The organism is Acinetobacter sp. ANC 4470 (assembly GCF_002135335.1).
In the GTDB taxonomy this organism is placed as follows: Bacteria; Pseudomonadota; Gammaproteobacteria; order Pseudomonadales; family Moraxellaceae; genus Acinetobacter.
Map to the genome: position 1 here is coordinate 92,511 of NZ_NEGC01000004.1, position 20,802 is coordinate 113,312.

General features: G+C 35.8%; 19 protein-coding genes and 3 pseudogenes. 12 read left to right on the plus strand and 10 right to left on the minus strand.

Features of this window, described 5'->3' with window-relative positions:
- Positions 1-8 precede the first annotated feature (8 nt).
- Genes tssA through B9T25_RS07375 form a run of 5 tightly spaced genes read left to right on the plus strand, consistent with a single transcriptional unit; the run spans position 9 to position 4,922 of the window.
- A complete protein-coding gene (gene tssA / locus B9T25_RS07355; RefSeq protein WP_086187807.1) occupies positions 9-1,127 on the plus strand; it encodes a type VI secretion system protein TssA in 1,119 nt (372 codons plus the stop codon).
- Positions 1,128-1,132: 5 nt separating this feature from the next.
- The gene (gene tssK, locus B9T25_RS07360) at positions 1,133-2,497 is read left to right on the plus strand and encodes a type VI secretion system baseplate subunit TssK (protein ID WP_086187808.1); all 1,365 of its coding nucleotides are present in this window, start codon (positions 1,133-1,135) and stop codon (positions 2,495-2,497) included.
- 11 nt (positions 2,498-2,508) lie between these two features.
- Complete coding sequence (locus B9T25_RS07365) at positions 2,509-3,315, plus strand: DotU family type IV/VI secretion system protein (protein WP_086187809.1); 807 nt, start codon at positions 2,509-2,511, stop codon at positions 3,313-3,315.
- A 12-nt stretch (positions 3,316-3,327) separates the two neighbouring features.
- Complete coding sequence (locus B9T25_RS07370) at positions 3,328-3,975, plus strand: hypothetical protein (RefSeq protein ID WP_086187810.1); 648 nt, start codon at positions 3,328-3,330, stop codon at positions 3,973-3,975.
- Positions 3,972-4,922, plus strand: a complete 951-nt coding sequence (locus B9T25_RS07375) for a M15 family metallopeptidase (protein ID WP_086187811.1) — start codon at positions 3,972-3,974, stop codon at positions 4,920-4,922. Before B9T25_RS07370 ends, B9T25_RS07375 begins: the two co-directional genes overlap by 4 nt.
- A gap of 42 nt (positions 4,923-4,964) precedes the next feature.
- Here the strand turns inward: B9T25_RS07375 and B9T25_RS07380 are convergent, their stop codons facing one another.
- The 7 genes and pseudogenes from B9T25_RS07380 to B9T25_RS07410 form a co-directional block, all read right to left on the minus strand.
- Entirely contained in the window at positions 4,965-5,729 is a 765-nt protein-coding gene (locus B9T25_RS07380; protein ID WP_086187812.1) for an alpha/beta fold hydrolase, read from the minus strand.
- Between the two features lie 208 nt (positions 5,730-5,937).
- A complete protein-coding gene (locus B9T25_RS07385; protein WP_086187813.1) occupies positions 5,938-6,804 on the minus strand; it encodes an MBL fold metallo-hydrolase in 867 nt (288 codons plus the stop codon).
- Positions 6,801-7,223: a DUF6691 family protein gene (locus B9T25_RS07390; protein WP_086187814.1), complete on the minus strand. Its 423-nt coding sequence runs from the start codon at positions 7,221-7,223 to the stop codon at positions 6,801-6,803. The genes B9T25_RS07385 and B9T25_RS07390 overlap by 4 nt, the downstream gene beginning before the upstream one ends.
- 1 nt (position 7,224) lies before the next feature.
- Positions 7,225-7,640, minus strand: a pseudogene (locus B9T25_RS07395) (YeeE/YedE family protein).
- Positions 7,641-8,117: 477 nt separating this feature from the next.
- Entirely contained in the window at positions 8,118-8,870 is a 753-nt protein-coding gene (locus tag B9T25_RS07400) for a zeta toxin (protein ID WP_086187815.1), read from the minus strand.
- A gap of 4 nt (positions 8,871-8,874) precedes the next feature.
- Complete coding sequence (locus B9T25_RS07405) at positions 8,875-9,135, minus strand: hypothetical protein (protein WP_086187816.1); 261 nt, start codon at positions 9,133-9,135, stop codon at positions 8,875-8,877.
- A gap of 186 nt (positions 9,136-9,321) precedes the next feature.
- The gene (locus B9T25_RS07410; RefSeq protein WP_086187817.1) at positions 9,322-9,672 is read right to left on the minus strand and encodes a hypothetical protein; all 351 of its coding nucleotides are present in this window, start codon (positions 9,670-9,672) and stop codon (positions 9,322-9,324) included.
- 125 nt (positions 9,673-9,797) lie between these two features.
- Between B9T25_RS07410 and B9T25_RS07415 the strand changes: the two genes are divergently transcribed.
- The 4 genes from B9T25_RS07415 (at position 9,798) to accC (ending at position 14,282) form a co-directional block, all read left to right on the plus strand.
- Positions 9,798-10,397, plus strand: a complete 600-nt coding sequence (locus B9T25_RS07415; RefSeq protein ID WP_086188011.1) for a LexA family protein — start codon at positions 9,798-9,800, stop codon at positions 10,395-10,397.
- A 1,611-nt stretch (positions 10,398-12,008) separates the two neighbouring features.
- On the plus strand, positions 12,009-12,464 hold the full coding sequence (gene aroQ / locus B9T25_RS07420) for a type II 3-dehydroquinate dehydratase (RefSeq protein WP_086187818.1): 456 nt from the start codon (positions 12,009-12,011) through the stop codon (positions 12,462-12,464).
- Positions 12,465-12,480: 16 nt separating this feature from the next.
- Positions 12,481-12,897, plus strand: a complete 417-nt coding sequence (locus B9T25_RS07425; RefSeq protein ID WP_086187819.1) for an acetyl-CoA carboxylase biotin carboxyl carrier protein — start codon at positions 12,481-12,483, stop codon at positions 12,895-12,897.
- Between the two features lie 17 nt (positions 12,898-12,914).
- On the plus strand, positions 12,915-14,282 hold the full coding sequence (accC, locus tag B9T25_RS07430; RefSeq protein WP_086187820.1) for an acetyl-CoA carboxylase biotin carboxylase subunit: 1,368 nt from the start codon (positions 12,915-12,917) through the stop codon (positions 14,280-14,282).
- A 64-nt stretch (positions 14,283-14,346) separates the two neighbouring features.
- Here accC and B9T25_RS07435 read toward each other — a convergent pair whose 3' ends face one another.
- On the minus strand, positions 14,347-14,826 hold the full coding sequence (locus B9T25_RS07435; RefSeq protein ID WP_086187821.1) for a hypothetical protein: 480 nt from the start codon (positions 14,824-14,826) through the stop codon (positions 14,347-14,349).
- Positions 14,827-15,048: 222 nt separating this feature from the next.
- Here B9T25_RS07435 and B9T25_RS07440 point away from each other — a divergent pair.
- Positions 15,049-16,444: pseudogene (locus B9T25_RS07440) on the plus strand (diguanylate cyclase).
- 60 nt (positions 16,445-16,504) lie between these two features.
- Positions 16,505-17,928 (plus strand): annotated as a pseudogene (locus B9T25_RS07445) (amidase).
- A 41-nt stretch (positions 17,929-17,969) separates the two neighbouring features.
- On the opposite strand, the gene B9T25_RS07450 reads toward B9T25_RS07445, so the two are convergent.
- On the minus strand, positions 17,970-19,127 hold the full coding sequence (locus B9T25_RS07450; protein ID WP_086187822.1) for an MFS transporter: 1,158 nt from the start codon (positions 19,125-19,127) through the stop codon (positions 17,970-17,972).
- A 379-nt stretch (positions 19,128-19,506) separates the two neighbouring features.
- On the opposite strand from B9T25_RS07450, the gene B9T25_RS07455 reads away from it, so the two are divergent.
- Complete coding sequence (locus B9T25_RS07455; RefSeq protein WP_086187823.1) at positions 19,507-20,088, plus strand: hypothetical protein; 582 nt, start codon at positions 19,507-19,509, stop codon at positions 20,086-20,088.
- A 132-nt stretch (positions 20,089-20,220) separates the two neighbouring features.
- Here the strand turns inward: B9T25_RS07455 and B9T25_RS07460 are convergent, their stop codons facing one another.
- A complete protein-coding gene (locus B9T25_RS07460) occupies positions 20,221-20,799 on the minus strand; it encodes a lysozyme (protein ID WP_086187824.1) in 579 nt (192 codons plus the stop codon).
- Positions 20,800-20,802: the final 3 nt, after the last annotated feature.

Genomic DNA, 20,802 nt, shown 5'->3' on the forward strand with positions numbered 1-20,802 from the left:
GGCATAATATGAGTTTAGAACTCGAATCATTATTAAGCGTCATCTCAGATGAAGCCCCTTGTGGGATGGATTATTCATTTTCAAATGAATTTCATGCGATAAAAAAAGCAAAATCTCAAGATGATCCATTGCTAGATCAAGGCGATTGGATTGTGGAGCCGAAACTGGCCGATTGGCAGTTTGTAAATACGAAATCCATTGAGTTATTGACTGAGAAAACCAAAGATATTCGGTTGTACAGCTGGCTAATTGAAGCGTGGTCAAACCTATACGGTTTTGAAGGTATCTCTAAAGGTCTAGAACTCACTCAGCTTAGCTTAAGTAATTTTTGGGCATTATTACATCCAAAAATTGAAGATGATGATTTAGATCAACGTCTAGGATTACTCCAAGGATTAATTAATCAATTACCTGTATTAATTAAGAATATTCCTATTGTAAATACTTCCCCTTTTTATTGTTTAATTGATTATGACGGCTTATTACACCAACAAAATTTACGTCGTAAACAGACTGAAGATCATGATCAAGTACAAGAGAATGCATCACTTGAGCAATTTGAACAAGCCCTGATGAATACGTCAAAATCTTTTCAATATCAAAGTTATCAGGATTTTTTAGAAACTTTGAAGCAGTGGGATATTTTAAAAAATGTACTGAATAGCTTAATGAACATAAGTGCACCCAGTTTTGCATCCATAGATTCACAATTAGAATCTATTCATAGCAGTTTTAAAAAAATATATAAAACAGATACGCTTGGCTTACAAAAGATTGTGTCAAATCAGCCTACGCCTATTCTTGCTACAACCATGTCTACCGGAACGATTCAAACGCCTCTTGATCAAGCAGCCACAACGAAACCACAAGACTTTCACCCGCAAGCGCAAAATCATTTGGCAAATCGTGAACAAGCTATGCAGGTTTTACAAGAGATTGCTGATTATTTCAAAATCAATGAACCGCATAGCCCTGTCAGCTACATGCTACAAAAAACCATTCAATGGAATCAGCTTCCATTACATCAATGGTTGGCGCAAGTGATTAAAGATGAAAATCCTTTAGAGACGCTACATGAGCTTTTGGGTGTACAAACAAATATTAACGACACAAATAACGATAGGTAAATTTCATGTTTAAAGCAGAAAAAATTCTCTGGGGCGAAGGCCTATTTTTACGTCCACAACATTTTCAATTACAAGATGCCTATCATGAACAGCGCTTGAATCATATGATTCGTGCAACCATTCCATTTTCATATGGCGTGCAATCCATTGCATTTGATGAAATTCAATTAAACACCCATATTTTGGCTTTAGAAAAAGTGGAAATGATTTGGCAGGATGGTGATATTTACCAAGCACCTGCACGTGATTTATTACCCAATCCTATTCAGCTTGATGATTTAAATCTACGTGGTGAAATGACGGTTTATTTGACTTTATCAATTATTCAACCTTACAAAAAAAATGTTTCTTATGATGAAAGTGCCCAGCCCAGCCGTTATCACTCACATTTAACAGAAACCCATGATTTATTTACCGATGCAACGGTAGCGGATATTACGCTATTAAGACGCCGTGCAGAATTTAAAATTTTTGAATCCAGTATTGAACCGAATCATGAATTAGATGGTTTCTTATATTTACCAGTGGCTAAAGTGAAACGTCAAAGTTCAGGCAGTTTTGAATTAGATCATAAATTTATTCCACCGATCTTGCATATAGAAGCATGTGAAACGCTCATTTCAGCTTTAAAACGCACTCTAAATGTGATTAAAGCCAAAATTAAAACTATTCAAACCAATAATCGTGAAAATGAACAAAAAATCATTGAATTTCGTTCAGGAGATATTGTTTCTTTTTGGCTAGTCAATGCCTTAAATACGGCACATGCAACCTTGAATCATCTTTTGCAATATCCACGCATTCATCCAGAACGGTTGTTTTTTGAATTATTACGTTTAACTGGATCACTGCTTACCTTTTCTACTGCTTATGAAGTTGACCAGCTCCCTGTTTATAAGCATCATCATTTACAAGAAAGCTTTTCGCAATTAGATCTTATTTTACGAGATTTACTCGATACCATTATTTCAAATCGCTATATCAGTATCGCTTTAAAAGAAGTTAAACCGTCTTATTGGCTGGGAAGTCTAGAATCAGACAAAATTACACGAGATACACGACTATATATTGCTGTTTCAAGTGGCATGATGAAATCGCATGAACTTATTCAATTGGTGCCTCTTCGTTTTAAAGTCGGCAACTCAGTGGATGTTGAACAACGGGTTGTTGCAGCTCTGCCTGTAATTCCTTTACAGTACTTAATGCAAGTTCCCACCGCAATTCCGATTCGTTCTGGAGTGAACTACTTTGAAATTGAACCCAATAATGAGTTGTATCAACGGATGCTCGATGCGCAATCTATTTGTATTTATATCCCAGCAGGTTTCCAAGATATTTCAATTGAATTGATTGCTGTGATCAATAGCTAAGGATGCGCCATATGAATATAAATAATACTGCACCTTCACTTTTTGATGATGGGCAAATTGGTATAGGCCTAAATCCTACTACGGCACAATCAAAAGTTGGTAGCACAACCAATCTTATTGATTTACTACATGATGGTTTCTATATTGTTTTTCTATTGAAGCAGCAATATATCCCGTCTAATGCTGATGAATTTCGCAAAAAAATTTTAAACTTGTTAAATCGCTTTGAAAATCAGGCACGAAAACTGCAATTTTCGGCTGATGATATTCATGATGCAAAATATGCCTACTGCGCCTTACTTGATGAAACCATTGTTACCCAACAAAGTGCCCAATTTTTTGATTTACAAAATAATTGGATGATTAGTCCATTACAGTTAAGTCTTTTCGGTTCACAACTTGCTGGCTATCGTTTTTTTGAAATCTTAGAATCACTCCGTAGCCAAGGTAAAGAACGATTAGCAGCTTTCGAAGTCTTTCATTACTGTATGTTACTTGGTTTCTATGGCAAATTTCGTATAGAGTCTATAGAAAATCTAAATCATCTGGTGCTACGTGTCAGTGATGAAATTGACTTTTTAAAAGGTAAAAAGCCCTCTTTTTCTCCATTCTCCGCTTTACCTGACCAAATTAAACATATTATTCATCGTGAATTACCATTTTCGGGGATTTTAATATTTTTGGCACTTTTTGCTTTATTGTCATTTATTGGCTTAAATTTTATGCTTTCAAAACAAAATGATAGCGCATTATCCGTATATCAAAATATTATTAGTTCACCTATTGAACAAGCCTATATCACTATTCATTTACCATAAAGAAAATAAAAAATGGCAAACGAAAAACAAAAGTCTTTAAGAATATTACAACCGAGCAAAAATAAAAATTATTTCCCTTTAATCTGTGGGATTTTAGGCTTTTTTACTGGAGCTATTTTTAGTTCTATTGTTGTCTATATGTTAAATATCCATGAAATCAAAAAACCTTTAGTAGCAATCAATACACAGCTTTCTGAACACAAAATTTTGGAAGAACTTGATGATCAAGCTTCTCCAGTTTTAGAAAAATCATCACCCCAACAGGAAATTCATAACGATTCATCGATTAAAGATGAAAATCTTGAACATAATGCCGAATTTTCACAATCTCAAAATATAGATTTAAGTCAGGCTTTTTTACACCACCGTAATTCCAAGCAAGAGCTTTCAAGCTTAAATAAGGTAAAGGATACGGTTAAAGAACAGCAAATTGCAGCGGAAAATATTACTGCTCCTAAAGTAGTACTAAAAACAGAAATAGCTAAATTGACTCAACAGCTGACAGCATGCAATAAAACATTAACAGCACAAAATGAAGAAAAAGAAAGTAACTTACTAAAAGTAAATGAGGTTGCAATAGATACTACACCTCAAGCCTCTGTACAAATTACAGTAACGAGAACCCCAACCATCTCGAAAGAAACCGCCGTGTCTCTATGATTATTGCTATTTTTATTGGCTTTATTTTGGTTTCAAGCAGCTTGGCATTATTGTTTTCTTATGAGTTGCGTCATAAAGTGCAAGATTTTATGATCGTCCTTATTCCACAGAGTAAGAAACGACTTCATTTTGCTAAGCATTTTGTCCAACAACTCAATGATGCAGCTGCACCTGAACAAGTGCAATCTCACTGGCATTTACAGCAATGGTGGATTCTTGTTTCTGGCTTATTGTTATTTAGTAGTATCTTAATTTTTTCTTTTACCCGCCCCATTAATCCAACCAAAATTGAAGCAGATTATTTAAGAGAAGTTGATCCTCAAATTTATAACTTGCTTGATGGACAAATGCTGTCTCCACCAGCTGAGGTAAATGTATCTTTAATTGAAGAAGCAATTATGGCTGAGAGCCAAATTGATACGCAACAGAGTATTCAGGCTGAAGTATTTAATACTAATATTGAAGACCTACACATGCAACATTCACACAGTGATATTGCTTCGGTCGATCGTAAATGGCATAAAATGAACCCACGTTATAAACAGCGTTTACTCATGGTCTTTAAAATCATGCAAGAACGTTACGGTTATGAAATGGTTTTATTAGAGGGCTATCGCAGTCCACAGCGACAGAATTTATTGGCGGGTAATCGTAATGTTACCCGTGCTAAAGGTTTCCAAAGTTATCATCAATTTGGTTTAGCTGCCGACATTGCATTTAAACGTAATGGCAAAGTGGTTATTTCCGAACGTGATCCAGAGGTTATGAAAGGCTACCAACTATATGGTGAGGTTGCTGAATCTGTGGGTTTAACTTGGGGTGGTCGTTGGAAATCCATTCAAGATTATGGTCATACTGAATATCGTATATCAGGATTAAGAAAAACAGCTGAAATGGCCGAACAGTTAACTTCAGAAGGTCAACTTCTGGCTAATAATATTCCTTAATTTAAGTAGCAGTTCAATTAAAGTGAAGTTGCTACCTAAGATTTAGTTTAAATATTCTTTGATTTGATCAAGCACTTGTTGGGTCTTTTCTGCATGTAACCAATGCCCAGCATCTGCTACAACTTGAATTTTAGCTTTCGGAAATTGTTGTTCAATCGCTGTAAAATGTTCAGTTGTACTAATATATGCAGATTTTTCCCCACGAATAAACAGTGTTTCTTTATTCCATGGTTGAATAGTATCCCAATGTAAAATATCTGAATAATGCTTAAATAATGCATCAACATTAAAAAGCCACCGACCTTGGCTAAAAGATTTCATTAAAAATTGAATAACCATTTCTTCATGTAAATATTCACGCATGATTTGAGTTGCTTGTTGACGGTTTTCAACTTTTGCATTTTGTACTGCAAATAATGCTTTAAAAATTTGTTCATGGTGGTTTTGAGTGTATGCAAATGGCGCTATATCCAAGATAACCAATTGTGCAATTCTCTCACCTGCTTTATGAGCCAATTGCATTGCAATTTTGCCACCCATGGAATGACCAACAACAGAAATTTTTTGAATATTGATGGAATCAAGTGTATCTAAAATATCTTGTGCCATTACTGCATAATTCATTTCATCCGAATGTGCTGAAAGTCCATGATTACGTACATCTATTTGAATGACGGTATGCGATTTATAAAGTTCACGAGCAAGCATCGCTAAATTACTTAAACTACCAAAAAGACCGTGAATAAATACGATAGGTGTTTTTTCGGTTACTGTTTCATTGGAATAAATTTGATAATTTAAAAACATAAATTTCTTTTATAATAACTAAAGGTTAATTTATTTTTGATTAAAATAGGAATTTAATCAATTGCCATTTCTTAAAAATATTATTTTTTTGCTTAGGCTATTTTATAGTGACTTAAATATCCCATTAAAAATACTTATTAAATACATCATTATCTTGATTAACAAGTCACATGGGATGGTGCTTATGTCAAAAAACAATAAATATTGGTTATTTAAAATAATTAAATGGTATTTTTAAATAGCGAATTCCATTTTCTTCTGGTTCAGGAAATCTCCCTCCATTCATATTAATCTGAATAGCAGGTAAAATCAGTTTAGGCATCGAAAGCGTGGCATCACGGCGATTACGCATTTCTACAAATTCAGCCTTTGTTGTTTGATCATTAATATGTGTGCGCCTCTGTGCTTGGATACTACTTTCACAGCTATATTGATGTCGCCCTTTAGGTAAATAATCATGACAAAGAAAAACACGAGTATTTTTAGCTAATTGATAAAGCATTTTTACCGAATCAAATAAAACCGAAGCACTGCCCTTCGGAAAATCACACCGTGCTGTTCCATAATCAGGCATAAATAAGGTATCACCGACGAATACAGCATCACCTATCACATAGCTTAAACATGCAGGCGTGTGCCCTGGCGTTGCTATGTTATATGCAATTAATTCACCAATTTTGAACTGTTCATGATCTTCAAACAAATGATCAAATGCTTGTTGGCTGTTAAATTGCTTAATGTCTAAATTATAAATTGCACTAAAGGTCTCTTGTACAAGAGTAATTTTCTGACTCATGGCAATTTGACCACCCAATTGTTCTTTTAAATATTGAGATGCGGTTAAATGATCGGCGTGGACGTGTGTTTCTAAAATCCATGCTACGCTTAGGCTATTTTCTTGAATATAATGAACAATCAAATCTGCGTTTGTGGTCTTCGTTGTTGCTGATGCTGCATCATAATCTAAAACACTATCTATAACGGCGCATTTTCGACTGATAGGATCAACGACGACATAACTAAAAGTATTGGTCTGCTCATCAAAAAAATGCTGTACCAATGGATGTTGTGTCATGAGTTTCTCTCCATCCATTTGCGATGAATCAATAGACCAGCAAACATCGCGATAATAAAGTAAAGCACTTGATAGTAGCCTAGACCAATTAAAGTCAAACTTGGTGCTGGACAAATCCCCGCAATCCCCCAGCCAATGCCAAAAATTAAACTGCCGATCAGCAGTTTAGAATCTATTTTATTGTTTTTAGGTAAATCAATAACGTCACCATATAGTGTTTTTGGCGCATGATGATGTACTACTCTTTGAAATGGAATAAATGCGACGGCAATCGCCCCTAGCATCACAAATGCAAGACTTGGATCCCAGTGACCAAATATATCAAGGAAATTTAATACTTTTTCAGGATTAGACATGCCTGAAAGAATTAAACCAATTGAAAATAATCCGCCAAACAGAAACGCCAATATATTTTTCATTTCAGAATGCTCCGATGATATGACGAATGGCATAAACCGTAACAAATCCAGCAAACATAAAGATCATGGTTGCAATGATTGAGCGTTTAGAAAGTCACTTATTCCACAAATACCATGTCCACTGGTGCATCCAGAGCCCATACGCGTACCAAAACCCACCAATAATCCTGCAACAATCATCATTAGCGGACTTGCATTGAGTTCAATATATGGTGTTTGTACAATGCCATAAAAAAATGGCACCACAAATAAACCCAATAAAAACCACAGTGCAGGTGTCTTAAATATCGTTTGCAAATTTAAAATTTGAGCAATTAAACCACTGACCCCTGCTATACGACCATTTACATATAAATAGCCCACAACAGAAAGACCTAAAAGTATTCCACCTAAAAATGCGAATAGGAAGTCATGCATCATAGAGCACCCCAAACAATATACTTATATATAATATATTTTATAGCATACCAATAAATATAACTTTGTGGATGATGGATTGAGAGGTTTATTTGATTAACAGCATTTAGAAGTGTAGTCGAGTTGCCTAGTTGGAAATTGGCAAGTCTGTGCAGCTACATTAGCCGATAGTTTCATACTAAATTATTTTACTATGTACGCGGCATATGCAATATAAAGTATGGTTAAATCTTGTTTAATTTATTGTTTATTGAAAGTCTTTTAGAGACCCAGATCGATCCCACTCACTAAATCTCCTAATCCATCAATTAAATCACTGCCTAATTCGGTTAAATCAAATATAGCTAATCCTAAGGTAACATCTGTATTGTTATTCTTATCTTATTGCTTTTGCTTAATCTCTTTCACATCAAGATTTACATCAATAGTTTCTATCTTCTCAGAAGTTTACTTTTAAAGATGATCTTTAAATATCTTTTATTCTTCTGTGAAATCTTTAAGTACTTTCTCTGCAAACCACCATGGTAATTGCTGAACATCAGGGTTCATTTTCAAAGTTTCTGCTGATTGAATTTCGGCAATAAATGCAGCTCTTTCGCCATCTGAAGAATTATCAAATAAATACGCTCGATCACTAGCATCTACCGCTTGCATTAATAAATCCATACTACGGTAATAACGCTCTATAATCTTTTTTTCAGGCACAGGATGACCGCCTACACTCACTCTATACTGGACTCGAGCAATATTAATCAGCGGATCAACAGTCGATACATAATACAAATAGGTTTTAAAGCCTTGGTGTTGCGCCTCTTGTAGAAATTCTACTTTAGAAATATGTGACATCACTGTTTCAAAAGTAAAACTGATCTTTAAGCGTAAAAATTCTAAGCGGATATAATCAATGATACGTGCACAGAGATAGGAATCTATTTCTGATCTATCAAACTGAATGTTGTAATCATCCAATAAAATGGGATCGAGTTTTAATAAAGGAATTAGATTACCAACTTGAGGACGCTTTTTTTGCTTGAGAAAGTCAATTAAATCTGGTGCTTTTAATGCAGAATGGTAAGCCATCAAATCTAATTGATGAGTCGTATTCAGCATTTGTTCTAATTCATCGGCATTTAAATAAGCCCCAATATGATGGGGCAATAAATATTCTTTAACTGTGCTTTTTCCAGACCCATTAGGACCAGCAAACATTCTTATTCTTGGTTGAGGCATTAAGTTATACAGCAGCCTCTTGTTTTTTCTTACGTTTTAATACTTTAGGAAGATGATCAACTGTGACATAGCATTGAGATAAGTCCTGAAGAACAGTCTCAACCCCATTTACTTCACGTTGTACCAGTTGCTGATCTTTTGCGTAAACAACAGTCGCGACCGAACATGCTTTGTTAAAAGCATGACGAAAGGCATGTATAGCAAGTTTAGGAATCATATCATCTTCATATTTACTTGCTTTCATAATGCTGTAATAAGCTGTCATAGAACAACTCCCGTTACACAAGGTAATTTCCATCTTATATTAGCACAGTACAAATAATTGTCTATTTATACACCAACATAGAAATGTAACGGCTGAAAAAGAAAGCCACTTATATAGTGGCTAAAAAAATATCTAAAAGATTAGCATCAGTATGCTCTGGGAAATCTCTAGAGCAAAATTTTGGAATTAATCTTCTTTCCAGACATCTTCATAATCTTCGCGATCAATCATAAAACGAAAACCTTCTGCTAAAGCTAAGTACGGTAGCACTTCAGGTAAAATGTCCTGTAATTCTCGAACAGTCATGGTTTGAAAAAAATCTTCACCTTCTCCAAGTTCCCCACCATAAATAAACCAAGCAACATTTTCTTCTGTTTCAGGTTTTTTACGAATACCCACAATCGGTTCTTGCTTTAATGTCTCTACAGCAACGGCAACAACATCATCACCACTCACTTTAATATAGGCAGAATCAAACTCCTCACACAATAACTTTTGTTCTGCGATGAGTTCTTCTAAAGGAGATTTCTGGATCATTGCTTATACCTTGATACATAGAGCTGAAAGCTGCATTTTATCCTAGATTAGAAATGTGTTGGCAATCTTTTTATTTACATGGTTTTTTGCTAGTCTTGAAAAAGTTACAAATTCAAGATGTAAAAATGAAAGTAGAAGATTCAAGCACAATAGAACATCAACATGGCGGAAAGCGCAAAAATGCAGGACGTAAAACTCACTATCAAGAAAAAACCGTAGTTATGCGCGTGCCAGAGTCCAAAGTTTTAGAAATAAAAGCATGGTTAAAGCCAAAACCTGCAGATGATCTAAGTCAGAAAATTGAACTTCAAGCGATTCAAAACCGAACATCGTTAGCTATTCCTTATCCTTCTATTGATGATTTTTCCTCAACAGCTCAAGATTACACAGAAGACGTTATCGACTTAAATGAATATTTGGTTCATAACCCATTAAGTACATTTGTATTGCGGGTCAATTCACTGTCTATGCAAAATGCAGGTATAGACCTAGATGATCAAATACTCATTGATCGTAGTTTAAGTGCAGGACACGGCGATATTGTTTTAGCCTTGATTGATAATGAATTTACCGTGAAACGGCTGATGAAAGAAAAACAACAGCGTGCCCAGACCAAAATCTGGTTAAAAGCAGAAAACCCTGATTATCCTGATATTTATTTACGCAATGAAGAACAGTTAATTATTTGGGGTGTTGTAACCTGTATTTTAAAAAAATTAAGATAATTGAGTATTCAAAATTTAAAAATACAAAAAAGCCTCAAGAAATTTTGAGGCTTTTTTGTTAAAACTTAGCGTTGTTGCTGAGGGTTTTTCTGTTGTTGAGGATCTTTTGGCTGTTGATTAGGCTGTTGCTGCTTTTGGTTGTCATTCTGTTGGTTGTTTTGTTGATTAGCCATTTCATATCCATCCTTTGGTTGTTAGGGATATGCCGTACTAATTTACGACATCTACCAATCTAACGGATATTTTAGCTACGCCAAGCTGCAAACTGTATCGACTTAATTCATTGTAATGTTCAAAATATTAGTCTATTGATTTTAAGCAAATAACTCAATTTCACCTTTACGCTCTTAACTGTAATTACACTTCCACTTACACGACTACCCTTTTAATGATCCAAATGTTAAATTTGATGTTTTATTAGACTTTATTATCCCAATTTTGAAAAAGTTACAAATTCAAAATGGAAAACATAGCAATAAATCAATAACTCAATAACTCAATAACTCAATAACTCAATATATGTTAATTTCTGTACATAGTAATAACCATCTACATCTCACAACAATAAATGCAGCTTTATAACCCTTAACAACCAAGCCCAAAGCTTAAAAATAGATATGACGGCTTCTTCTAACTGAATTTAAAATAGCTTTTAGATAAATTGATCATCAAATCGGCGAACAACTATTAAATAGTAAACTTTTTAATAGCTACAACATAACTTTTGCCAATGAACATCATCTCATGCAATCGTTTTTAGTCGTCATACACATGCTATTCATGAACTAAAAGGTCAACTCACTGTTCGTCAAAATGATCGTACCTCTTCAAAAGAATCCGTTCGTCTAAAAATATTACTTCTACTTTAAATGTAAAGACGATTATAAAATAAGCCTCCATTTTTCATATAAACAGCTCTTATTAAGCATGTAATCACCCAACAAGTACTTTTTTCATATGTCGATATTTCTCTGGGGGAAAATACTGAATCCATTCTATCAAATAGAGTACTTCTTATACATTGGGACTTAAAAATGTAGCTTGTATCTACCTGAAGAAAACCAACTAACATTAAAATAAATATATGTTTTATTTAGAAAAACTATTAACACACTAACATAGCAGTCATATTCTTTGCTCTTTACCCTAAAAGACAAGATATTCATGACTTATGCTAGCCATAAAAACATTATCAATAGCATGATGACTAAATGAAAGCTAATGAAAATAAAACATCGCTGTATCTTAAATTACATACAGTATTTTCCACTACAGCTATCAACTATGGAAAATGACGCAATAATATCAATCACTACCGACGGACAAGAGATTCTAAAAATTGATAACTCAGTAATAGCTGTTACATAATTTACATGAACTGTTTTGGTCAATTCGGTTTAGAATATAAAAATAAAGAATAATCATAAAAATGTAATTTTTTAACATTGCCATTTCCTTGCAAAGTTCTCATTATATAGCGCTGGTATGACACACATACTCTACTTCAATTTAACGAAATTATAAAAAAGATGTAGGATTTTGTGCCATAATTAGGCAACTTTGCAGACATCTTGCAAAGTATTATTGAAATTTAGAAATGGAGCAAGCTGAATGAGTTCGACCATTTTGGTCATTCACGGACCGAACCTTAATTTACTAGGCAAGCGTGAACCTGAGGTTTATGGATACCTCACCCTTGAGGACATAAATCAGCAGCTCATTACACAAGCTCAAAAAGTATCTATTTCATTAGACACTTTCCAAAGTAATTGGGAAGGTGCAATTGTTGACAGAATTCATCAAGCTGGGCAACACGGCGTGCAATTTATCATTATTAATCCAGCAGCATTGACACATACGTCTGTTGCGATACGCGATGCCCTTCTTGGCGTAGCAATACCATTTATTGAAGTTCATTTGTCTAATGTACATGCTCGCGAAGCATTTAGACATCACTCATATCTATCCGATAAAGCTGTTGGCGTAATTTTCGGTTTAGGTGCAAAAGGTTATTCCGCTGCACTCGATTATGCCATCGAGAAAATTCAACCTACTACGCAATCATAATTAGGAATACTGTCTCATGGATATTCGTAAAATCAAGAAACTCATCGACCTGATGATTGAATCTGACTTACAAGCGATAGAAGTGAAAGAAGGTGATCAATCCATCGCTTTAACTCGTCGCAATCCTGTGGTTGCGGCAGGTATTCAAACAATGCCTACTGCTGTTGCAGCTGCTCCTGTAGCTAAAACTCCGCGTGGCGCTGTAGAAACCTCACCGATGGTTGGTGTGTTCTATGCTGCACAAAGTCCGGGTGAGGCACCATTTGTTAAAGTGGGTCAAACTATTTCTGCGGGTGAAACTTTAGGGATCATTGAAGCTATGAAAATCATGAATCCCATTGAAGCGACTCAAAGCGGTGTTGTTGAAGAAATTTTAGTGAAAAATGGTGAAGTGATTCAATTCGGTCAAGCACTTTTCCGCTATCGCGCGTAAAACCACGGGGATTTATCATGTTGCAAAAGGTATTAATTGCAAACCGGGGTGAAATCGCTTTACGCATTACCCGAGCTTGCAAAACTTTAGGAATTAAAACCGTTGGTATTTATTCCGATGCCGATAAAGACCTCATGCACCTTCGTTTTGTTGATGAAGCTGTATGTATTGGTCCGGGTGCAAGTAGTGAAAGCTATTTAAACATTCCAGCAATTATTACTGCTGCTGAAATCACTGGTGCAGACGCAATCCATCCAGGTTATGGGTTCTTGTCTGAAAATGCTGAATTTGCGGAAATTGTCGAAAGCTCAGGCTTTATCTTCATTGGCCCACGTCCTGAACATATTCGCTTAATGGGAAACAAAGTTTCTGCCATTACAGCCATGCGTAAAGCAGGTGTTCCGACCGTTCCGGGTTCAGCGCATGCCGTAACAACAAGTAATGCATTAGCTGAAGCAAAAAAAATTGGCTTCCCACTGATTGTTAAAGCCGCTTCAGGTGGTGGTGGTCGTGGTATGCGTATTGTTGAACGTGTAGATACATTACTTGAATCCGTTCAGGCAGCACAGCGTGATGCAGAAATGTGGTTTGGTGATGACACCGTCTACATGGAACGCTTCTTACAAAAACCACGCCATGTTGAAGTGCAAATTTTAGCGGACGGTAATGGTCACGCCATTCACTTATTTGACCGCGACTGTTCCTTACAGCGTCGCCATCAGAAAGTGCTTGAAGAAGCACCAGCACCGGGCTTACCGGAGCAAGCGCGTGCAGATATTTTAGAAGCCTGTGTAAATGCATGTAAGCTAATGCAATACCGTGGTGCAGGTACGTTTGAGTTTTTATTTGAAGATGATGAGTTCTTCTTCATTGAAATGAATACTCGTGTTCAAGTTGAGCATCCAGTCACTGAAATGGTCACTGGTATCGATATTATCGAGCAACAGCTTCTAGTTGCAGGTGGTCTTGGTCTCAATATTCAACAAACTGATGTTGAATGTCGTGGTCATGCCATGGAATGCCGTATTAATGCAGAAGATCCAACGACCTTCTTACCATCTCCTGGGAAAATTGAGCACTACTATGCTCCAGGCGGTGCAGGTATTCGTTTAGATTCGCATATCTATCAAGGTTATAGCATTCCACCTTACTATGATTCAATGATTGCTAAACTCATTGCACATGGTAAAGATCGTAAAACGTGTATTGCGCGTATGAAACAAGCATTAGAAGAAATGATTTTAACTGGAATTAAGACCAATATTCCTTTGCATAAAGATCTGATTTTAGAAGATGCGAATTTCTGTTCCCAAGCAATGGATATTCATTATCTAGAAAAACATTTACTTAAAAAAGTAGAAGGTCACGCAAAAGAAGCATATTAAAACATTACCTTCTTTGATATAAAAAACCGCTCTTAAAGAGCGGTTTTTTATATCCTTATAACGACTAAGGTAAAATACGGCGTAATGTAGCAAAACATTGTTCTGCTTTTTCACTACTACAAAAATTAATGGTTGATGGATTTTTCCACTGCACAAAATATTGAGAAATCTCACCTGTCTGGTCTTCGTTATAACCAGAACAATCAACTTCATTGTTATCGTATTTTACTTGCAATATGAGCGCTGGTAATGCACTACGTTCTTCTTGGGATGATTGATAATCATAAATACCTGATGACCACTCTTTTCCACTCTTTATCACCACATTGTTATTACTTTTAAAGTTATAATATTCAATACATTTCTTATTGTTAGATATTTGCATGCCCCACAAACCAACAATTTCAGGACGCGTTACTATACGAATAGGATTCGAATCTGTAACTTGATCTATTTCTTCTGTTGCAACAACTGCTTTGTTCTCATTTGCCATCACTACAGATGAGCACAATATGAGAAAAATCGTAAGATATGCTTTTTTCATACATCATAAGTTCAATGATAAAATTTCTAAATATAACTTAGCATATTTTTATGAAAAACCAGTATTTATCAACCTTATTACAACAATATATTTAATCTGAAACAACGGCAAAATACTTGCTTGAAAATATCAAATTACTCATTATATAGCCTAACAAAAATAGCTTAGCCATTAACACTTAGGCTATATCCTAATGTGACAAGGAATTGGTATTTGCAAACCATTATTAGACCATCTAGATCAGCTTCTGTGCAGCAACAAGCAAATGCTTTTTTGATTCTCAGTACCGTCATTTTTATATGTTGTTTAATTGGTATTTTAACTCGACCAGTCACTTTTTTCGCCTATTTATGGCCTGCGAATGCTGTGTTATTAGGGTTATTTCTACGCTTTAATAATCTAAAAAATTTAGGCGGATGGCTAGGTGCCTTTACTGGCTATATGCTTGCAGACTTAATTACTGACAATTATTTTAAAACAACCTTTTTTCTTACTGTATCTAATCTACTTACAGTGTCTGTTTCTCTGTTTTTAATTCACTACGTCAAACTAAATTACCGCAATTACAATAAAGGTTTTACCTTTTTATATTTATTTACCATTTGTGCATTCGGTGGTTGTTTAGCAAGTGCATTATTTGCTATTTCTACCCTTCCCCATGTACCTCATACATTCATGTCTAATCAACATCTTTGGGTTAATTTTGGTATGTGGTGGACAGGAGAAATTGTCAATTGTATTACTATACTTCCTATGATTTTATTTTGTCCAACTCAAGAACAAATTCAGAAAAATATCAAAATCCTTAAGCTTAAAGAATTTCATTTCACTGACTTTCTGCCGCTGATTGCTATTTTTAGGTCCTGGTGCTTTACTTTATCCACTCGCAGCTTTAATTTGGGCAGCCTTAAGTTATCCTATTTTTATCGTCGCGATTATTAATAGTATTGTTTGTCTAGTGACCTATCATAGCCTGAGTTCTTTTTACCTATCTGATTCTTCTAGCGCCTATTTATCTACGACAATTTCAGTACGAATTGGTCTATGTATGCTTGGTTTTGCGCCACTTATATTGTGTATTATTACCAGTAATCGCCAGCTTCTTTACCAACAAATGTTGCATTTAGCCAATCATGACAGCTTAACCAATACCATTAATCGCCGTTACTTTTTTGAAAAAGGTGAGAAATACCTTAGCGACCAAAAAAATAAATCTGTCTCATTGATTATGCTTGATCTTGATCATTTCAAAAATCTGAATGATAGATATGGGCATTATGTTGGTGATTTGATGCTTCAGCATTTTTCTAATGTCGTTAAAGAAAATATCAGAACTGGTGATCTTTTTGCCAGAATTGGTGGTGAAGAATTTATGATTTTAATTCTAAATAGTTCCATAGAAGAAACTCAAGAAATGGCAGAACATATTCGGATCGCTACTAAATCAACACCTATGCAGCTTGAACAACAAGATTTGTTGTTTATTACCACCAGCATTGGTATTGCCTATCAAACATTGCCAACCCAAGCCAATTTACAACAGTTAATTAACGATGCTGATCATGCCCTTTACCAATCAAAATCTTCAGGACGCAATCAAGTCAGTGTTGCTTCTTAATATCAAATCGCTTACAACAACAGAGACTTATATTAGAATAAAACAAGGACTGGTCTAATAATGCAACTTTCTGAATATCTTAAATATGATGGGCTAGGATTAGCCGAATTAGTGGCAAATAAAGAAGTTTCAGCTTCAGAATTACTCAACTTAGCACTACGACGTGCCGCAGACACTAATCCTGGATTAAATGCCATTATTATTCCTATGCATGACTATGCAAAGCAAAGAACCAAACAACACTTAACAGGTCCTTTTGCTGGTGTGCCTTTTTTAGTAAAAGACCTATTTCAAGAATATGCGGGTTATCCTACTTCATACGGCTGTAAGGGCTTAAAACGGATTAATCATATTGCTGAACAGAATTCCGAAATTGTCAATCGCTGGGAAAATACTGGTATTGTGACCTTTGGTCGAACCAACACGCCAGAATTTGGTATTAAAGGAATTACTGAACCAGATGCTTGGGGAGCGTGTCATAACCCTTGGAATTTAAGACACAATAGCGGTGGATCTTCAGGTGGCTCGGCTTCCGCAGTTGCTGGAGGTATTGTTCCCATTGCTGGCGCCGGAGATGGCGGTGGTTCTATTCGTATTCCTGCATCTTACTGTGGTTTATTTGGATTAAAACCGAGCCGTGGCCGTACACCTTGGGGGCCACAAATGAGCGAGGCGATGCATGGTGCAGCAATCCAACATGTGTTGACCAAAACAGTGCGAGATAGTGCTGCCATGCTTGATGCGACCCACGGCGCGGAACATAGTTCCTTATTTAAAATTGAACATCCTCAAAGTCGCTATTTAGACGTCATTCAACAAGCACCTAAGAAATTAAAAATCGCTTTTAGTACACATTCGCCTATCGGTACGCCTATTGCCAAAGATGCAATTGCAGCAGTTCAACATACAGCGAAATTATTAGAGTCATTAGGACATACTGTGGTAGAAGATACACCGCCTATTGATGGTATGGCCTTAGCCAAAGATTTTATTACCACATGGTTCAGTCAATTTTCTTACGTTCTTGAACAAATCAAACAACAATATCAGGTAAAGAATAGTGATTTTGAACTGGATTCATTGGCGCTTGCGGCATTCGGAAAACAAACGACGGCTCTAGAATATATTCACAATCTCAACAACTGGGGCGTGTATGCGACAAAAATGGTGAAATTAAATTACCTCACTGGCAAAAACCAATTTTAAAAAGTTTATTAAAATTAGGTAAGGCACATTTATTGGCTCAAGGAACATTAGTGGATCGAATTATGAAAGAAAATTTAACATGGGTTCCTTTTACACAATTAGCCAATATCACTGGTCTACCAGCAATGTCTGTTCCACTCTACTGGAATGAAAACAACCTACCTTTAGGTTCACAGTTTATTGCACCGTTTGCCCGAGAAGACTTGTTATTTCAATTAGCAGCTCAACTTGAACAAGCACAACCTTGGTTTAATCGCTATAGTCAAATTCAACTCTAAAAAATAGTCACACTATATTAATAAGCTAAGTCATTAAACTTTTAAGCTTGTTGGATATGTTTTGGAAGCCAGCGAACAAACAACAAGCCTATGAAAGTTGCAAATCCAGCAATAATAAAGATCACTTCCCCAGAGATAAGTTGCCAATATCTACCTGCTAAGATACTCCCCAGAGCCACACCTAAACCCCACATTGTGCTATACATCGCTTGCCCACGCCCTTGCTGCCCCATTGAGAAATTCTGGAAAATGATACGCATGGCAATCATATGAAATAAGCCAAAACTAAAAGCATGAATAGTTTGTGCTAAAAACTGAGCAATAAAAAAGTTCGGCAATAAACCAACAATCATCCACCTAATTCCAGTTAGTACCAAACAGAGACTCACTAAATAACGCCAAGAAAATCGTGTTAAAAAAACATGTGCAAAGGCGAACATGATAATTTCAGCAACCACCCCAACCGCCCACAAAAAACCTATTTCAGTGGTGCTAAAACCAACTTGATGTAAATAGTTACTATAAAAACTATAAAATGGTGCGTGAGAAAATAATAAAATAAATTCAATCGCAAAAAATGCAGCAACGACAGGCCGTTTTAATATTGGCAGCAATGGCTCTAACTGCTGCTGCGAATGAGGTGCTGTAGTCGGCTCTGTGATTGTGAAAGACCAAATGAATGCCAAAAATGCAATACATAGCAACATAATAGGCAACATTGAAATTGAGACAATTTCAAGCAAAGCCCCTATACCAAAAACAGCAACAATAAAACCTATAGAACCCCATTTCCGGACTTTTCCATAGAGCTGGGTACGTTGTTCAGCCAACCAAAATAAAGTCACGCCTTCAAATTGCGCTAAAATTGCATTTTGAAAAAAGCTAAAAATAAGCATTAGTAATGCAACTGATTGGAATGTATTGGGCATTATAAAAATCATGAACCAAATACAAGCTTCGACCCAAGTCGCAATACGTACCAACAACATTCTTTTGCCAGACTTATCTGCAATCCAACCCCAAATAAACGGCGCAAAAAAACGTGTCACAATTGCTATAGAGGATAAAAGTCCTATTTCTTGATAATTAAAGCCTTGATCTTCTAGATAAAGGCTCCAAAACGGCATGAAGGTTCCTACTATTGAATAGTAGAAAAAGTAGAATCCTGCCAGTTTGTGTTGGATTGCAACAGGTTGCATTATCTTAAATATCCCTGTATTTTCATTAACTTAAAATAATATATAGTTGCATCACATTGCATGGCTTTGCTCTCAATTGCAGTTCAGCAGTTTACAAACCTCTAAAACATTAATTTTTCGAAAATTTATGATTAAATTTTGCGAAAGTAAAAAGCTCTGACTTAGAGAGCTTTTTACACTGGTCACACTTCGCTTAATCGCTCGACATCAATTGCGTGTCCATCTTCTTTTTCTGCCATTGTTCTATATTCTGCTGTACAAGCTTCTCTTTCATAAGTCACTGCTAGGAAAAAAATTCATGAATTTCGTATAAAATGTACTATATTAATTTTAGATAAATTAAATGATCTTTAAATAAAGTTAACTCTTAGGATCAATAATGAATAGAAAGCTTAGAGTAATATTTTGCCTCGTCATACTCTCAAACTTGGGAGCATGTGTTGGCAATATGAATCCGACTGGCGGCAATAGTAAGCCTGATTATCCTTATTACATCAGTACACAGCCGATAATTGTTAAAAAGATCACTATACCTATAGGCACAAAACTAGAATATGAAGAACAGTATTTTAAATCAGGTCAGCAAGATTCACTACTAAATGAAAAAAAACTAATCGGCATTTATTTCCCAAAAGATCAATCAATGAATTGGGCTGGTGTACCAATTGGTTATATTAACAAATATTTTAACTCGGAAATGAAAGGCTTCTCCGTTTATGCACGTTTTAAGCAACTCCCAAGCAATAAACAGACACACTTTTCTCAACTTTGGCAAGAATGCAATGATGACTTAGGCATCAGTGTTAAAAATACTGATGATTGGTCATTCAATCTCAATAATATCGCTGATATAGATAGTTGTAGTGTTAATTATCAACGGTATTTTAAAGATAATTTGCCACAACAACATTACCTTGATCAGCTTTACCAAGAAATGCGAAAAGCAGGAAGGGTGAAGTAATTCTAGGAAGTTAATATAATGGTACTTATACGAAATAGCCCTCACTTGAGGGCCTTCACACATTCACATTTGTACTAATCGAATGCGCTGTGCAGCCCGATGTTAGGATGCACAGCATAATAACTAAAAACTTCATTTTAAGAACAATAATTTTTCAGACTTCCGTCGATTCACTAACCCTTGCATGCGCTTACCACCAGCCTTCACCCAAACATCAAATTGATCTGCTGCACCGCGAATATCACCAGCATTAAGCTTCTTAACCAAGGTTGATTGACTAAATGCAGTTGCCCCGATGTTATAAGCCAGTGATACCAAAGCATCGAATTGATTTTGATTAAGTGGCACAGTAACTGCACTATTCACAGCATGTTCAAATTTCTTCAAATCATGTGACATATAAGCTTTGGCTTGTGCTTCAGTACAAGTATCGCCTTTTTTAACGCGTATGCCATTTGGGTAAACCGTGGTGCCAAAACCTATTGTCCAGACACCAACCCCATCATCATAAGCAACAAGACGCTTTCCTTCGAAACCGCATATTAGATCCACACCAAATAAACTAACGGCCATTTGATCAATCGCAATACCTAGCATATTGGCCACAGTTGAATCCGTGGCGGTTGCAATAACTTGATTGGTAGCATCAACTTGTTTTTGAGTGAGCGAACCTCCGCTGATCTTTCTTAAAAAATCAAATATCTGCTTCATTCC

Excerpts from the sequence above, each read along its gene's own strand:
- B9T25_RS07425 (WP_086187819.1), top strand. The coding sequence starts at position 12,481 with ATGGATATTCGTAAAATCAAGAAACTCATCGACCTGATGATTGAATCT.
- B9T25_RS07460 (WP_086187824.1), bottom strand. The coding sequence starts at position 20,799 with ATGAAGCAGATATTTGATTTTTTAAGAAAGATCAGCGGAGGTTCGCTC.
- B9T25_RS07400 (WP_086187815.1), bottom strand. The coding sequence starts at position 8,870 with ATGCCTCAACCAAGAATAAGAATGTTTGCTGGTCCTAATGGGTCTGGA.
- B9T25_RS07375 (WP_086187811.1), top strand. The coding sequence starts at position 3,972 with ATGATTATTGCTATTTTTATTGGCTTTATTTTGGTTTCAAGCAGCTTG.
- B9T25_RS07390 (WP_086187814.1), bottom strand. The coding sequence starts at position 7,223 with ATGAAAAATATATTGGCGTTTCTGTTTGGCGGATTATTTTCAATTGGT.
- B9T25_RS07415 (WP_086188011.1), top strand. The coding sequence starts at position 9,798 with ATGAAAGTAGAAGATTCAAGCACAATAGAACATCAACATGGCGGAAAG.
- tssK (WP_086187808.1), top strand. The coding sequence starts at position 1,133 with ATGTTTAAAGCAGAAAAAATTCTCTGGGGCGAAGGCCTATTTTTACGT.
- B9T25_RS07365 (WP_086187809.1), top strand. The coding sequence starts at position 2,509 with ATGAATATAAATAATACTGCACCTTCACTTTTTGATGATGGGCAAATT.
- B9T25_RS07455 (WP_086187823.1), top strand. The coding sequence starts at position 19,507 with ATGAATAGAAAGCTTAGAGTAATATTTTGCCTCGTCATACTCTCAAAC.
- B9T25_RS07385 (WP_086187813.1), bottom strand. The coding sequence starts at position 6,804 with ATGACACAACATCCATTGGTACAGCATTTTTTTGATGAGCAGACCAAT.
- B9T25_RS07405 (WP_086187816.1), bottom strand. The coding sequence starts at position 9,135 with ATGACAGCTTATTACAGCATTATGAAAGCAAGTAAATATGAAGATGAT.
- aroQ (WP_086187818.1), top strand. The coding sequence starts at position 12,009 with ATGAGTTCGACCATTTTGGTCATTCACGGACCGAACCTTAATTTACTA.
- B9T25_RS07410 (WP_086187817.1), bottom strand. The coding sequence starts at position 9,672 with ATGATCCAGAAATCTCCTTTAGAAGAACTCATCGCAGAACAAAAGTTA.
- B9T25_RS07435 (WP_086187821.1), bottom strand. The coding sequence starts at position 14,826 with ATGAAAAAAGCATATCTTACGATTTTTCTCATATTGTGCTCATCTGTA.
- B9T25_RS07370 (WP_086187810.1), top strand. The coding sequence starts at position 3,328 with ATGGCAAACGAAAAACAAAAGTCTTTAAGAATATTACAACCGAGCAAA.
- B9T25_RS07380 (WP_086187812.1), bottom strand. The coding sequence starts at position 5,729 with ATGTTTTTAAATTATCAAATTTATTCCAATGAAACAGTAACCGAAAAA.
- tssA (WP_086187807.1), top strand. The coding sequence starts at position 9 with ATGAGTTTAGAACTCGAATCATTATTAAGCGTCATCTCAGATGAAGCC.
- B9T25_RS07450 (WP_086187822.1), bottom strand. The coding sequence starts at position 19,127 with ATGCAACCTGTTGCAATCCAACACAAACTGGCAGGATTCTACTTTTTC.
- accC (WP_086187820.1), top strand. The coding sequence starts at position 12,915 with ATGTTGCAAAAGGTATTAATTGCAAACCGGGGTGAAATCGCTTTACGC.